We start from the raw sequence: 15,720 nt of genomic DNA on the forward strand, positions 1-15,720 counted from the left end.
TTTATTTATAAGATATGGGTAAAATATTTTCTGAGTATTGACTGACAGGGAGCAGAAACTGGTTCAGTAAAGCCCTTCCGTTATTGATATGTATATCTATTTCAGGTCTTCTTTCTGATTCATATCTGTTGAAGGCTTTTACATGATTTTCTTCTTCAACTAAATATTTAGTCAGAGTATATGAATCCTTCAGTGCAGAGGTGACTCCCTGGCTTGTAAAAGGAATTAAAGGATGGGCTGCATCACCTACGAATACGATGTTGTCCTTATAAAAAGGATTCAGTTCCTCCAGTTCATAAACGCACCATACATGGACATTTTTATAATCCGATTTTCTGATAACAGAGGGTATCAAAGGGAACCAGTTATCAAAAACTTCGAGCATGTAATTCTTTAAATGCTCAGCGGTATATTCATGGATCCTGTATTTTTCGTTGTCAAACTGGGAATACCAGAGGATTGTATCTTCAGAAAGCTTGAGGATCCCAAAGGTAAGGCCTCCTTCCTCATGGTGAAATTTTATAAAGTCATTTTCAACGGAATCAGCAATCTCTTTATTTTTTATAATATTGACAACTTCGTTTTCCCGTACCTGCCTCATTTTTTCTTCCTTAAACAGGCTTCTTCTGATGCGGCTTTTAGAACCATCAGAAATAATGGCAATATCTGCATCCATATAGCTTCCGTCCGATTTTTTCAGCTTTCCTTTTTCTGTATCACAAGGAGTAACTGTTTCTTCATAAGTGATTTTTTCAGGGGAAATATTCTGAACCAGAAGATTGATCAGCGAATGCCTTGAGATGGCAAATACATTGTGAAGGTCTTTTTCTGCAAGCCTGGTTCCTGTATGGGAATACTGTATGTATTTTTTCAGGAAACGGCCCTGTTTAAAAAGCTGGGAACGGTCTATAATCTGTGTAAGGTATTCTATTCCTTCTTCGGGGATAAGAAAGCCGTGGCCTGCCAGATCTTCTTTCTTCCTTCTTTCATAAATATGATAATCAATCTTGTGCTTTTCTAAGTAGTTCGCCATGCTTAAGCCGGAAACACCGGCGCCCACGACAGCAATTTTGTTCATTTTCGGAATAACGGATTTTTTCAGGTTAGTGTTTAAATGTTTTGAACCGGGTTGTTAGATCGTGCAAAATTAAAGTAAAAACATTCAATATTTTTAAAAAATAAATTAATTTGATTCTGAATTTCTGAAAGATAAAATGAAAAGCATAAAATTTATTACATTTTAATACGCTGGCTTTCTGAGGAATTGGTGCTTTGGATAAAGTATAGAAAACCTTTTTTCTTATGGCCACAAATGCCTTTATAGAAGAAACTCATGCCTTCACAGCTAAAAACATTTTCTTTTTTTTAAACTCTAACAAATGATTGAGGTGCAGTCATAAAAAAACCGGAAAAGTTTCCGGTTTTATATTTATGCTTTTTCAAGCTGTACTGTAAAGTGTCGTAAGATTTCCGGTTCCCAGGTGATCCTGTATCCTTTTGCTATTTCCTCACGTCTTTCATACACATTTTTGATTGCAGCGGCAATATAATCCATGTGATTGTTGGTATACGTTCTTCTCGGAATTGCCAGACGTACAAGCTCCAGTTTAGGATAGCGGTTTTCTCTGGTTGCAGGATCTCTGTCTGCCAGTAAAGTTCCTATTTCCACTGTTCTGATTCCTGCTTCCTTGTAAATCTCAAGGCCTAAGGTCTGTGCCGGATATTCTTCACGGGACACATTGGGAAGGAAATTTAAAGAATCAATGAAAACAGCATGTCCCCCGATGGGTTTCTGAACCGGAATTCCATATTCTATAAGCTTGTTTCCAAGATATTCAACCTGAGAAATTCTGCTTTCCAGATAAGCAAATTCGGTAGCTTCATCAAGACCTACATCCAATGCTGCCATATCTCTTCCGGCCATTCCTCCATACGTAATAAATCCTTCGTAGATAATGGTAAAATTAGATGCCTTTCTGAAAACTTCCTCATTATTCAGCGCAATGAACCCGCCGATATTTACCAGACCGTCTTTCTTGGAACTCATTGTCATTCCGTCCCCGTATGAGAAAATCTCTTTACAGATTTCTTTGATGCTTCTGTTTTCCTGTCCTGCTTCTCTTTTTTTGATGAAGTAAGCGTTCTCTGCAAATCTTGCCGAGTCGAAGAATACCGGGATGCCGTATTGGTCGGAAAGTGCTTTTACGGCTTTCATGTTTTCTAATGATACAGGTTGTCCTCCTGAAGAGTTACAAGTAATGGTAATTAAACAGAAAGGAATGTTCTCTTTTGGGTGGCTTTTATAAACTTCCTCCAGCTTTTCCAGATTGATATTTCCTTTGAAAGGGTGAAGGTCGTTAATATCAAAGGCTTCATCTATCGTACAGTCGATTGCATGCGCTTTTCTGAATTCGATATGTCCCTTGGTGGTATCGAAGTGGGAGTTCCCCGGAACTACATCTCCTTCTTTCACCAATACCGAGAAAAGAACGTTTTCTGCAGCTCTTCCCTGGTGGGTTGGTAATAAATATCTGAATCCGGTAATTCTTTCAACCGTGTTCTGTAATTGTTCAAAAGAACGGGATCCGGCATAGCTTTCGTCTCCGGTCATCAGCGCAGCCCACTGTTTGTCAGACATCGCTCCGGTTCCGGAATCTGTCAGAAGGTCGATGTATACCTGAGAGGATTTCAGATTGAATAGGTTATAATTGGCTTCTTTCAGCCATTGCTCTCTCTCTTCTTTTGTAGATTGGTAGATCTCTTCCACCATTTTAATGCGGAAAGGTTCTGCGTACGGTAAATTCATGAGTTAAAATATGTTTTTTAAATTGTTTGTAAAGAAAATGGGTTTGAAAATAATTTTCAAATTCATCAATGTATATTAAAGGCGGAAAAATTATTCCGGAGCCTTGAATATATTTTCATCAGAATGGAATCCGGCCACACCGCCGCTTACTGCAAACTTCATGGCAGAAGCTGCTGTCATTCCCACTACAGGTTTGATGTTTTTTTCTTCAGTAACAATTACCCATCCTGAAATAGCATAGGAATGGGGAAGGTATACCGCTACGTAATTATGCTTGTCAACGTCTGACATTTCTTTCTGAGTTAAAAAACCGATTCTCCAGATCTCCGGATTTTCGTTGGTCTTTACCCATACAGGATCGTTGAATTTTTTCTTGTCGCCTACGAATGAAGACATGACATCTTTCGTAGGAGTGTAAATGTGTTTTACTCCTGGGGTTTTCTCCAGTAAACTGTCCATGGTGTCAAAGAAGAATCTTCCAACCACAAATTTATTTCCCAGATATCCTAAAATGGCAGTAAGCAGGATAATGGATACGAAAACAAGCCCCGGAACCTGCTTGGCAAGAGACGGGATAAGATTGTCTATGGCGCTTACGATATACCAGATCACGAAAATGGTAAGTCCGATCGGCCCGATAATAACCAGCCCCTGAAAAAAGTTTTTCAGGAACAGATTGGCAATACTTTCAAAGCTTGGTTTCTTCAATGTCTGTTATTTACTGTTTATATTTTAGCCGTGAATGGTTTCTTTATTTCCGTAGGATTTGATGATGCCGGCTTCGTATTCCAGCCATTGTTCCCAGCGCTGGTTTACCTTTTCAGGATCTCCAAGCTGTCTGGCAAAACCTATGAATGTAGTATAATGATTAGCTTCTGAAATCATAAGTTCCCTGTAGAAAACTTTGAGTTCTTCATCTTTAATGTTTTCTGTAAGAACCTTAAACCTTTCACAGCTTCTGGCTTCAATCATCGCTGCAAAAAGCATTTTGTCTACGATGAGGTCTTCTCTGCTCCCCTGGATGATAAATTTTGCCAGCTCATTTACATAATCATCTTTTCTGGCCCGTCCAAAAGCAAAGCCTCTCTTTTTGATAATCTCGTGAACCTGATTAAAATGATCAAGCTCTTCCTGTGCTATGGCCAGAAGCTCAGTGACAATTTCAGGGTATTCCGGAAGCATGGTAATCAGCCCGATGGCATTGGTCGCAGCTTTTTGCTCGCACCAGGCATGATCCGTTAAAATTTCGCCGATGTTTCCTTCTGCAATATTTGCCCACCTTGGATCAGTGGGAAGTTTCAACTTAAACATGTTGTAAATTTTTTGTAAATTTAAGCAAATTGCCGCAAGAAATGCGACTTTATTTCACTTTGGTCTCTAAAGTATCAAGAAGCGGTCTTTCTTCTTAAGAATTCCAAAATGTTCCATCCTAAAGTATCAACCTTCTTCAGTCCGGTTGAAATCACAAAAGCCAGAAGAATATTAATAATATAAATGAGGATCATCAAAAGCCACCATGGCATGTTTTCCTTAAGCGGAACTACGAGAAAATAAACTAAAGATGAGCTTATTCCCTGCGCAAAATAAAAGAAAATGGCATTTTTACCGATATACGTAATCAAGTTGTCCCGGGTAATTTTCAGTCTGTTGTAAAGCACAAATAATGTGACCAGCGAAAACTGGGCCCATATAATATAAGGAATCTGTGGCGGGAACTTATTTTTGTTGATCCTGTAAAATATTTCAGTCCCGTAATACCAGAACATCCATGCCAAAGTACCTGCAACAAGTGCATATAGTACCGGGATCATTTTGTTTGGAATCTTTTTTCCACGCATTTTGTGACCTGTTAAAAATACGGCAAGGTAAAATGCCATATACCCCACCTGCCCTGTCGGATAATACTCAGGAAAGAAGTAGAACAAAAGTGTTAAAGCCACGCAGAGCCCAATGAACCAATTGATATGTTTAGGGAAAAACTTTAAAATCAATACTCCGAAAACGGTGAGAATAAAATAAACCTTCAGATACCAGAAGCTTCCCATGACGACCGGGAATGTGTCTGCATTGGTATATTGGTGAAGATACCAGTTTCCGAGGTTCTGCCATTGGGGATAGCCGGAAATACCGGTTGTGGCATATTTGGAACCAAATGTGGAATAAAAATTCTGAAGCCATTCTAAAGAAAAAAAGGTCAGTCCAAAGACTTTGAAAAAGTAGTCTGAAAAGAACAGAAACGTTACAAAGATCATATAAGTGATCTGCAGCTTCAGCAACCTGTACAACGTTTTCTCAATGTTGGCTCCTGAGGTTATACCGCTGAGTGCATAGAAAAGAGCTACGTCAAAGACGAGAGAGAAAACTCTTACTTCTGCAGGAATATAGAACTGCCCGGACCAAAAAGCCGTATGGATAAATATGATCGATAATGTTGCCAGTCCTTTGGCAAAGTCGATGTAGAGATCTCTGTTCATTCTTATAGGATATGGTTCAAAAGTACTTAAACTTCTGTTATCTTTCAAGTCATCATAAAAGAGGCGGAACAAAATAGTCCGCCTCCTTTCTTAAAATATGCTAAAAATGAATGTTTACGTTTATTTAAGCTGCTTAAATTCTTCTGCAGAAATTTCTCCGGACTGAATTTTTCTCAATTCGTCAATATATTGGCTCATGTAAGCATCAATCTCCGGATTTACAGTGTTCTTAGCCATTTTGTAAGTTCCGTTCAGAACTCCCTGATAATAATAGAAGAAATTATAATCAAAATTAGCGGCATTAAGATCATACTGTCCTAAAAGGAAGCCCAGACGGACTGCAGATCTTCTTTGGGCAGGTGTTCCGTGGTGATTAGGGCTTGAAGTCTGGTAATCTCCGATGCTTTGTGCAAACTCGTAGGCGGCAGCGATCTCTGAGAAATTGGTTTTGTTATAACCGTTAGGTCTTCTCAGGTAATATCCTGCAAATCCGTCTGCTTCAAGCTCATTTGGCCTTGCTGTGCTTTCACTTACTGAAGGAAGCCCGAAGATATACTGCAGCTGATGCCCGTATTCGTGAGCCAGGATCATGGCATTGACAATATCTCCTCCTTTTGCTTTTGCATCGTAATAGATAGCATACCCGTAATAGATTTTTCCTGTAGAATAGGAAATGGCATTGTAGGTAGCGTTAAAATTGGAAGGATCATTTACAAATCGAAGCGTAGGATTGCTTCTTCCCCACAGGCCGGCAATTTTAGTCATTTGGGAATTCATAAAATTGGTGTCTGTAGAATTCTGAAGTCCGGTTAATAGTACTGAATTGCTACTCCAGTTATTGTCTACATAATAGCAGATTTTTTCAAGGTCTCCGGGTTGTTCAGGTTTTGCGTTAAGCGTTTCCTGTTGAGGCTGAACGGTTTCGTTCATAGAGTCATCACTACATGCTGTTAATGAACTTACAGCGATGGCGCCTGCTAAAAAGCAGAGATTAAAGTTTCTTTTCATATATTAAATTCAATTTGGTAAAACGAAGGTATGAAATAATCTCATAAGTGTGAATACATTATTTAAAAAAATTATTCAAAACATAGTGAATATGTTTTGCATGAAAAAAACATTGCTTTGATTGTAAGCTATTTAGATTTTTATTTGTATATTTGCACCTCGAAATAACTAAAAATTTATAAACAATGTTTGCAATTGTAGAAATAGCAGGGCTTCAATACAAAGTTGAGCAAGACCAGAAGTTGTTTGTAAACCGTTTAAAAGGAGATAAAGGAGGAAAAGTTTCTTTCGATAAAGTTCTTCTTACTGTAAACGGTGCAATCACTGTAGGCGCCCCAGCTGTAAACGGAATCACTGTAGAAGCAGAGATCCTTGACCACGTTAAAGCTGATAAAGTAATCGTTTTCAAAAAGAAAAGAAGAAAAGGTTACAAAGTGAAAAACGGTCACAGACAATCTTTAACTCAAATCGTAATCACTGGTATTACAGGTTTTGAAGGTGGAGCTAAAAAAGCTGCTGCTAAAAAAGAAACTGTGAAAGGTGAAGTTCTTTCTGACAACGCAACTGTTAACTTTAGTGAAGATCACGAGCTGAACTATCACTTAAAGAAAAACAACTTGTCTCAGTCTAAAGAGAACAGAGAAACTTTAATTACTTTAGGTAAAGCAGTTAAAGTTGAATTAGAAAAGAATATTCTTACTCATGAAGAAGTAGATGCTGCTATCATTAAGAATATCGATCAATTTAAAGCACTTAATAAATAATCCAGTAATAAAATGGCACACAAGAAAGGAGTCGGTAGTTCCAAGAACGGTAGAGAGTCTCACTCTAAAAGATTAGGTGTGAAGATTTTCGGAGGACAAGCAGCTATTGCCGGAAATATTATTGTTAGACAAAGAGGTACTCAACACCACCCAGGTGATAACGTGGGAATCGGTAAAGACCACACTTTGTTTGCATTAGTAGATGGTAAAGTAGTTTTCAGAAAGAAAGCAAACAACAGATCTTTCGTATCTGTAGAACCAAACGCATAATATTTAAGCGTTTTATAAAAATTAAAACCTCAGCATTGCTGAGGTTTTTTTTGTTCATATATAAGAAGTATATTAAATATCTTAAAGATGTGAAATATTGATATATTTGTAATGATCTGACAAAAAGATTATTGCGGTAGCCGAAAAGCAAAAGAGAGTAGGCAACAAATCAAAACAGAATCATTATGAAAAACCTGAAAAAAATGACTAAAAAACAGTTGAAATCAATTGATGGCGGTAATGATTATATATGTCCCGACTTCATTGCTGCAACCTGTGCGGAATGGTGCACACTAAGCCCCTGGCAGAAAGAGTATTGCTTACATACAGTAGAAGATCCTATGTCTTGTAACTGCTCTAATTAATCCTTTAAAATAAGTTCGGGCGGCTTCGAAGAAGCCGCCCGAAATATTGTATACTATCTTTATATTTAAAATCCTACCTGGAAACCGGCTTTAATACCAAATTTTGAGATATCAGGTCTGTCCAGGTAATTTCCTCTCCAGTTGAAGTCGACCCTGAAAATTCTAAGATTCCCGATTCCTATATTTTCAATACCAAATCCGTATTCAAAATAGATCTGTTCACTTGGTGCAGAATACTTGAACCCTTCTACGTTGATTGCTTTGGAAGCATCGCTTAAAGTTCCGTAAGCACCTCTTATAAATGCTACCTCTCTAAGTTTCAGTTTCTTAATTAAAGGGATGTAAGAAAGGATCTTTCCATTGAAATGGTGTTCCAGATGAAGAGTGGTGTAGGTATCAGCAACAAATTCATAGTAATTAAGCTGGGAAAAAGTATTAGGAACCAGACCATATGATAAATTGGCCGGAATAATATTCTGTAATGCCAAAGGTACGGTATTGAAATTTTTCCCTGCTTCAAAATTAACGACCAATTTTCCAAGACTTCCGATCAGGAACGGTTTGTACAGCATAAACTGCAGTTTGTCATAGTTGAAGTCAGCATTAAAGAGTCCTTCAATTCCTCTGGTATATCTTAAAACAATGGTTGGTGCAAGATTTCTTGCCTGATAGCGGTCAATCCCCGTCTGTGAGAATTTTGCTCCCGGTTTTGCAATTAAACTGATGGTAACATGGGAGTCATTTACGGTCTTTCTCAGGTTTCCGTCCTGATAATACATAAGGTTGAATTTCTCAGGAATAGCGGATTTTATACTCTGCATCACTCCATCTACCCTTATCTGGAAGTTTTTCCAGGGCTCAATAGCTGCAAAAACACTTGTTTTGTTTACAGAACTTAATGATATGTTTTCTCCTCTTGCAAAAAAGGTGCTGGTAGATGAAGATTGTGGGGTAACTCCATCACCGGAGGTAAGCTGGCCTCCAAGCTGAACAATATCTCTGCTGGTTCCTGCCCCAATCATAAAGCGGTTAAGCTTATTGAACATATATCTTGCCTCAACTCCATATTTAATCTGTTGATCTTTGAAACCATAGGCCGTATAAAATTGGGCTCTCCAGGTATCATTCAATCCGAAATACGTTCTTGCCCCTAATCTTATTCTGTCGCCTTCCACTTCATTTCTTCCGTAAATTGAAAATATAGGGCCGATATCTATTCCTTTGAAGGCATTATAATAGCGGGAGCCGAGTGTTTCAAACAATTTGACCATACGGTTGAATTTCGGGGTCTGCTGAAGCTGATCCAGCATATTATAGACACCTTGTTCAGCTTTGGACAGTGTATCAGGTCTGGCTTTTGTCCAGTAAGCGTCATCTTTATTGGTAAACTTATCTTCGTATTCTTCTTCCGTTCGTTTGAATACTTTAGGATCAAGAGGCTTGTTGAACTGATAATCGGAGTAATCTACCGATCGCTTTGCTATAATGCTTTTAGAGCCTTTCTTTTTTGAAAAAGGGCTCATTTCAAACTCAGTTACAAGTTTTTTGGGAAGAAATGTTGTTTCATCCGGATTATCATATTCCAGCTGCGTATATACACTGTTGACGAAGTTGACATTAATCTTCTGAGTAGATTTCAGGGTTGCCCCTAAAACCGCATACGTGTCGGTATCAATATAAAGATTTCCCTGGAAAGCAAGAACATCTTTTCTTTTAGGCTGATACCTTATTTGGAAAGCTTTTTCGCCACGAATAGAAATGGTATCTACCAGATCATAGTCATAAGTACTGAACCCGTCAGATCCTACAGGGCTCTGAAACCCTATGTCAAAATAATTAAGGGTGTTGTCGTAAATATTGATGTCCCTGTACAGGTTTTTCGCAGAAACCGTGATGACCTGATTGTCCTGAAATCCGGAGGTTTTTTGGGCTACCAATGTTCTTTTGCTGTCCTTGTCAGGTTTGTTTTTACCGTAATTTTCATAAACGGCCTCGTTCAGGAAAATGGGAAGTCCCAGTCTGCCGCTGGCAGTAGAATCGGCATAATCAAAGATAAAATCAAGCTTTTTGAAGATTTTTTTCTTCATGAAAGTACTGTCCAGATTGTTGAGATCGAATTGGGTCTTCTCATACTCCTTAAAAGAGTAGGTATCGAACTTTTCCAGTCCGTTATTCCTTTTGTGCCCCCATACTTTTTGCATGATGGCATAAGCGGGATTTTCTTTTTTATTCTTGTATTTGGTTTTTCCGGCTTTCAGAACTACTTCTTCAATATTGCTCACTTTGGCCTGTGAGAGCTGAACGAAAATATTCTCAGCATTTTCAGGAGTGATATCTAACGTTTGGCTAGTATAGCTTTTTCTGGAAAATTTTAGCTGATGAATAATGCTGTCCGACTGAACACTAAAGCTGCCGGATGTTGTGGTAAGGGAAGGAACAGAATTATTGTTGATGAAAATATCAACATTGCTGAGTTCCTTATTTGTTTTTTCATCGACAATCTTACCGCTGACACGGTTTTGAGCATAGATCGAACCGGTAAGTATCAGGAGAAAAAATAAAAAATAGTGTTTTTTGGAGTTATTGTTTAACATCATTCGTTTCTTCAGGCAATTAGCACAAACAAAAAGTATGCAGTTTATTTAAAAAAAACATAAAAAAATAAAATAATTTTATTCTATCATATAAAACGGCAAATGTAGCGAAAATAATATAAGAGCCGGTTAAAATAAACCGGAAATTTTCAGACTTAAAATATAAAGGATCAGAGGATTAAACAAAGGATGAAAAGTACACCGTCAGGTAATTATTTTGGGTGAAAAATAAAGGGTACGTTATAAACTTAATTCACTAAAAAATACAAACCGTAAAATATTTTGGAACAGAAGACGGAATTCAAGATATATTTTTAGAAAACGGCTATATTTACCGTTTTTGTTTCTTCTGAATGAACAGGAATAATACGGATAATTCCGGTATTGACACTGTTCCGTAGCTTGTAAAGAGAGCACTCTAGAAGAAGCTAAAAACTGAGAAATCAATTAAAAAAAACAAGCCTGTAAGCCGGCAGCCATTGTAAAAACAGGATAATCAAATAAAACGAAGAGAACTAATGACCAGAAAATTTCCAACTATAAACAGTACGCTTTCACCGGATCAGCTGAGTAAACTTATTCAACAAAAATATAGTCTAAGCGACAAAGCCCAATGCAGCATTTTCCGGCTTGCAATGAACCATTTGTACATTGTTCAGGATGGCGAACAGAAATATGTTTTTCGGGTATATACACATAACTGGAGAACAAAATCAGAAATTGAAGAAGAATTAAAATTATTACTTCATTTAAAAGAAAACGGGAACCAGGTTGCCTATCCGATTGCTGACCAGTCAGACGGATACCTACAAGAAATTGAAGCAGCGGAAGGAACAAGATTTGGCGTCTTATTTTCATACGCAAAAGGAACAAAAACTGCAAAATTTACAGCCCAGACAAGTTTTTTAATTGGTCAGACATTAGCAAAAATGCATCAATCTGCAGAAAATTTTGAACTTAAGAGAATCTCTTATAATGCTCAGAACTTACTCTCTGACCCTGTTTTAAGAATAAAAAGATTCTTTAATGAAAATAACAGTGAAGTTGAGTTTTTAGAACAGCTATCTGCTTTTTTGATTTTGAAAATGAATGAAATTGATCCACAGAAAATGAGAACCGGAAGTGTGCATCTGGATGTTTGGTTTGACAATTTGCATATTGACAATGAAAAAGACGTAACGTTTTTCGATTTTGATTTTTGCGGTAACGGGTATTTATCTTTTGATATTTCTTATTTCCTGTTTCAGTTACTGGCAACAAATTTGAACGAAGGGGATTATCGGGCAAAGGCTGACAGCTTTTTAAAAGGTTATGAAACTGTAACAGAAATTAATGATGAGGAAAAAAGGTTTTTGCCATTTGCCTGTTTAACCATTATGATCTATTACATAAGTGTTCAGTGCGACAGATTTGAATACTGGACAAATATTTTCCTGAATGAAGATCATTTGAAAAGGATGGTCGGAAATTTAAAACGCTGGATTGCTTACAACAAAATTGAAATAACAGTGAACGGCTGACAGCAGCTTTGCAAATCGCAGTTTTAGTGCTACGGAAAATGAATAAAAATAAAAAAGACTTACAGAAATGTAAGTCTTTTTTTGCTCCTCCTGCTGGGCTCGAACCAGCGACCCTCTGATTAACAGTCAGATGCTCTAACCAACTGAGCTAAGGAGGAATGTCCTTTGTTTTAAGTGGTGCAAATATAATATGAATATTCATTCGAAGCAAGTTTTATCCCTTATTTTAAAAGGTTTTTAACTAAATGTATTGAAATTCAATAAGAAATATTTTAATTCTTTTTATTCGATTCTATGGATTTTCATGTAAATATCAGAAATGATAGGAGATTAAATATTCATGTAAAAAACAAAACCTGCATTTCTGCAGGTCTTTCTTTATTATTTCTTTAAATCTTTCATGATTTCCTGAATGGCTCTTTCCAGCTGAGGGTCATTGCCCTGTTGCCTGTCTAAAAAGGTATTCTTCACGTAGATATCAGGTTTTACTCCTGTTTTTTCGAGATTTTGTCCGTCCAGGGTGTAGGTTCCCCAGGCAGGAAGCCTGTAATAAGAACCGTCTACAAGGCTTTTTCCAGAGGTGAAGATGATCCACCGGTACGTTTCCTGCCCTATAATTTTTCCTAATTTCAAAGCCTTAAATCCGGCAGCGGTCATTTCGGCATCACTTAACGAACCCTCATTGATCAGCAGGACGATAGGTTTTCCGGATGGAGCAAAATTGGGTTGTGCTGTCATTTTTCCTTCGCGGTATTTCCATTGTAAATAAGGTTTCTGTGCAAGGAAGTTTAAAACTTTATCGTGGACATTTCCGCCCGTATTATAACGTAAATCAAGAATTACCGCATCTTTCTGGATTTCCTGTTCTACCATATCCAACAGGAAGCGGTCCAGCTCATCGGTAGACATATTTTTCATATATGAATAGGCGATACGGTTGTTGCTTAACTGGTTGACACGCTGTCGATTGTTGAAGATCCAGTCGTCATAGAGAAGCCCTTTCAGTTCTGCATTCGAAACCGGGTGTACTTTTGTTGTTACATTTTTACCATTGCGGCTGAAAGTGAGAATAAGCTCATCCTGTTTCTTGGGACTAGTAAAATAAGCTTCACGGTTTTCGTTGGGATCAATATTTTTCCCGTTTACAGAAACCAGCTGGTCTCCCGGCTTAATGTCTACACCGGAACGGAATGCCGGAGATTTCCGTACAATACTTTCTACCATATAAGGCTGGTCTTTTTTAAAGATAATGCCGCTTTCGTTGGTGATATAGTTCAGGTAGGTACTTTCCTCCTTTCCGGACGAAGAAAATCCTATGTGTGAAGAATTAAGCTCACCTAAAAGATCATTCAGTAAAATCCGCAGGTCATTTCTGTTATTCACATACGGAAGATACTTTGCATATTGCTCCTTTTTGGCTTTCCAGTTTACTCCGTGGAAGTTTTCATCATAGAAATTTTCCTCCACACCTGTCCATGCTTCGTTGTACATCTGGGTAAATTCTGAAGCTAAATTCTTATCAAAATTATACTGAATATTCACTTTCTCAGGCTTTCCTGCTGCCAGCGTCATTTTATAAATATTCCCTTCGATTAAGGCAAAGAGATTTTTATTGTTTTTCGTGATGTAATATGCTGCTTTGTCAAATACCTTTTCAGACTTGGCCGGCTCAAAGTCAGTGAAGACTTTTTTGAAAAGTTGTCTCTTGCCATTATCCTGATTAGAGTTAAAGAACAGTATTTCTTTCTTATCATCAGCAAAAACTGCCGGGTCATCCTGGTATCCATACCTGTCGGTAACCAGTTCAATTCTTTCCAGAGTATTTTCAGGATTTACTTTAAGCTCTTTGATAACAGGTTCTTTCTCTTCCTTTTTCTCCTCCTTATCTGTACTTTCTTCTTTTTTATTTTTTTTCTCTTTACTGTCTTTTTGGGTGTCAGTCGTTTTTTTATCTTTTTCCTCCTCAATAAACAGCTTATCAAATCTTTCAGACTTATAAGGCTCATCAAACCAATCCAGGGCCATGCGGTAAATATTGGATTTCTGCATGCCTAAAGGGTAAGACGGATTGATTCTGTCACTGGCAAAATAAATGTATTTCCCGTTAGGTGACCAGTAAGGATCCTCTTCAGAAACACCGGTGTTGGTAAGATTGATCGTTTGTCCTTTTTTGATATTGTGAATGAAAATATCCAGTTCAAAATTTCTTTTTGCAGAGAACAGTACATATTCATTATTAGGAGAAAAAGAAGGTTTTGAGTTCTGGAATGCCCAGATTTCATCCTTTACAATTGTGGTGGAGCTGAAGCTGCTTAAATCCATTAATCTTACTTCATCTCTGCCGCTTAGATATACAGCTTTTGTAAGATCTTTGTTAAGAGTGATGCTTCGGTTATTTCTCAAGTCATGAGTGAGCTGTCTGGGCTGTCCTTTTCCGTCGGCAGAAATGCTGAACCAGTTCTGGTAGCCTTTATCAGTCTGGCTGTAGAGTAAAGTACGGTTATCCTTCAGCCATTTTACCTCCATTACTCTTTCCTTTCCGTCAGAAACCTGCTGGGCAAACTTTCCTTCGATATCAGAAACAAACAGAACGCCTCGGCTTACAAAGGCCATTTTTTTACCATCCGGAGAAACATCATAATAGGAAATATTGTTTTCTACATTGAAATTCTGATCCTTTTCCAGTGTTTTATTGGTGTTCAGACTGATGTTCAGGAGTTTTGTGCTTTTGCCGGCAACATCGTAAATGTAAAGCTGATAGTCTTTTTCAAATATGACTTTAGAGCCGTTGGCGGCAACAAAAGGCTTCTTTATAGACGTGTCAAGCTGAGTTAAGGCTGTTTTTGTCCCATTTTCAATTTTATAGAGATTGTATTCATTGTTATTTTCATCGGAAATAAAATAAATAATGCCGTTTTTATCTACGCTTGGATTGAAATCCTTTCCTTCATAGCTGGTGTATTGTCTGAAAGAATTATTTTTTGGGTTGTATCCCAGGATCTCAGGATTGTTTTCCCCCTTGTAACGTTTACGGTGTACCTGGTTGGCACTTTCCGAAGAACTTGTGAAAAGATATTCTCCGGCAGGCGTTTCTGCCAGACCATTGGTATTATTAAAGTAATTATTGAAAAGCTTTTGCGGGGTTTTTCCTTCAATGGTGGTTTTAAAACTCCCGAAATTATTGTTTCTGTTGGAAGTAAAATAAATCGTTTTACTGTCCCATCCCCAGCTTTCCATTTCGTCCTTTCCGGTGTGGAAGGTCAGCTGCTTGATAGTTCCTCCGTCTGCGGGCATTACATAAACGTCATAATTGCCATATTGATTAGAACTGAATGCCAGCCATTTTCCGTCAGGAGAAATACGTGGGTTGATTTCTTCACCATCTAAAGCTGTGATCCTAGATGCGTTCCCGCCATTGGAATCTACTTTCCAGAGGTCCCCGTCATAGGCAAAATAAGCGGTCTTTCCATCGGGACTCAGTGAAGGGGTTGATAAGAAATATGATTTTTCCTGCGCTGATATCTGCATAAGAGCAAAGGCAGAGAATAATGAAATAAAGGTTTTTTTCATGGAATAATTTGATATTTATGCAATACTATAAAGCTAATTGGATTGCTTTTTAGGATATAAGTTATATGTGAACGGCTAAAAAAGACAATTTTTTCTCTTTAACAATAAATCAACGGTCTAAAAGCTGTTCTCATAATAACTCAACGACTGCAAATATCTAATTTTTTTGAAAATATCGGAGGCTTTCCCTGTAATTTGTACAGCTGAAAAATCAGAAATAAAAAAAGACCTACATTTCTGTAAGTCTTTTTTGCTCCTCCTGCTGGGCTCGAACCAGCGACCCTCTGATTAACAGTCAGATGCTCTAACCAACTGAGCTAAGGAGGAATGTCCTTTGTTTTAAGTGGTG

General features: G+C 37.7%; 12 protein-coding genes and 2 tRNA genes. 4 read left to right on the forward strand and 10 right to left on the reverse strand.

Going from position 1 to position 15,720, the window contains the following annotated elements:
• Position 1: 1 nt before the first annotated feature.
• The 6 genes from BBI00_RS21090 to BBI00_RS21115 all read right to left on the reverse strand — a co-directional run bounded on the left by BBI00_RS21090 (position 2) and on the right by BBI00_RS21115 (position 6,288).
• Complete coding sequence (locus BBI00_RS21090) at positions 2–1,078, reverse strand: FAD-dependent monooxygenase (RefSeq protein ID WP_065400815.1); 1,077 nt, start codon at positions 1,076–1,078, stop codon at positions 2–4.
• Between the two features lie 351 nt (positions 1,079–1,429).
• The gene (locus tag BBI00_RS21095) at positions 1,430–2,806 is read right to left on the reverse strand and encodes a tryptophanase (protein ID WP_065400816.1); all 1,377 of its coding nucleotides are present in this window, start codon (positions 2,804–2,806) and stop codon (positions 1,430–1,432) included.
• A 90-nt stretch (positions 2,807–2,896) separates the two neighbouring features.
• A complete protein-coding gene (locus BBI00_RS21100) occupies positions 2,897–3,514 on the reverse strand; it encodes a DUF502 domain-containing protein (RefSeq protein WP_065400817.1) in 618 nt (205 codons plus the stop codon).
• 24 nt (positions 3,515–3,538) lie between these two features.
• Positions 3,539–4,117, reverse strand: coding sequence for a tRNA-(ms[2]io[6]A)-hydroxylase (miaE, locus tag BBI00_RS21105; RefSeq protein ID WP_065400818.1), 579 nt, complete (start codon positions 4,115–4,117; stop codon positions 3,539–3,541).
• A gap of 74 nt (positions 4,118–4,191) precedes the next feature.
• Positions 4,192–5,280 carry an acyltransferase family protein gene (locus BBI00_RS21110; protein ID WP_065400819.1) on the reverse strand — a complete coding sequence of 363 codons (1,089 nt, stop codon included), beginning with the start codon at positions 5,278–5,280 and terminating at the stop codon, positions 4,192–4,194.
• 120 nt (positions 5,281–5,400) lie between these two features.
• Positions 5,401–6,288: a neutral zinc metallopeptidase gene (locus BBI00_RS21115; RefSeq protein ID WP_065400820.1), complete on the reverse strand. Its 888-nt coding sequence runs from the start codon at positions 6,286–6,288 to the stop codon at positions 5,401–5,403.
• 185 nt (positions 6,289–6,473) lie between these two features.
• Between BBI00_RS21115 and rplU the strand changes: the two genes are divergently transcribed.
• From rplU to BBI00_RS23805, 3 genes are all read left to right on the forward strand, one after another.
• Complete coding sequence (rplU, locus tag BBI00_RS23015; protein WP_081995486.1) at positions 6,474–7,052, forward strand: 50S ribosomal protein L21; 579 nt, start codon at positions 6,474–6,476, stop codon at positions 7,050–7,052.
• A gap of 12 nt (positions 7,053–7,064) precedes the next feature.
• Positions 7,065–7,322: a 50S ribosomal protein L27 gene (rpmA, locus tag BBI00_RS21125; RefSeq protein WP_027372929.1), complete on the forward strand. Its 258-nt coding sequence runs from the start codon at positions 7,065–7,067 to the stop codon at positions 7,320–7,322.
• 185 nt (positions 7,323–7,507) lie between these two features.
• Entirely contained in the window at positions 7,508–7,687 is a 180-nt protein-coding gene (locus tag BBI00_RS23805) for a bacteriocin-like protein (RefSeq protein ID WP_455737517.1), read from the forward strand.
• Positions 7,688–7,752: 65 nt separating this feature from the next.
• Here the strand turns inward: BBI00_RS23805 and BBI00_RS21130 are convergent, their stop codons facing one another.
• A complete protein-coding gene (locus BBI00_RS21130) occupies positions 7,753–10,284 on the reverse strand; it encodes a DUF5686 family protein (protein ID WP_228394810.1) in 2,532 nt (843 codons plus the stop codon).
• A gap of 515 nt (positions 10,285–10,799) precedes the next feature.
• Here BBI00_RS21130 and BBI00_RS21135 point away from each other — a divergent pair.
• Positions 10,800–11,801, forward strand: a complete 1,002-nt coding sequence (locus BBI00_RS21135; RefSeq protein ID WP_065400821.1) for a phosphotransferase — start codon at positions 10,800–10,802, stop codon at positions 11,799–11,801.
• 84 nt (positions 11,802–11,885) lie between these two features.
• Here BBI00_RS21135 and BBI00_RS21140 read toward each other — a convergent pair.
• The 3 genes from BBI00_RS21140 to BBI00_RS21150 all read right to left on the reverse strand — a co-directional run bounded on the left by BBI00_RS21140 (position 11,886) and on the right by BBI00_RS21150 (position 15,698).
• Positions 11,886–11,959 (reverse strand) — tRNA-Asn (locus tag BBI00_RS21140).
• 223 nt (positions 11,960–12,182) lie between these two features.
• Positions 12,183–15,371, reverse strand: a complete 3,189-nt coding sequence (locus BBI00_RS21145; protein WP_065400822.1) for a S41 family peptidase — start codon at positions 15,369–15,371, stop codon at positions 12,183–12,185.
• A 253-nt stretch (positions 15,372–15,624) separates the two neighbouring features.
• Positions 15,625–15,698 (reverse strand) — tRNA-Asn (locus BBI00_RS21150).
• Positions 15,699–15,720 lie beyond the last annotated feature (22 nt).

It is taken from the genome of Chryseobacterium arthrosphaerae (assembly GCF_001684965.1).
In the GTDB taxonomy this organism is placed as follows: domain Bacteria; phylum Bacteroidota; class Bacteroidia; order Flavobacteriales; family Weeksellaceae; genus Chryseobacterium; species Chryseobacterium arthrosphaerae.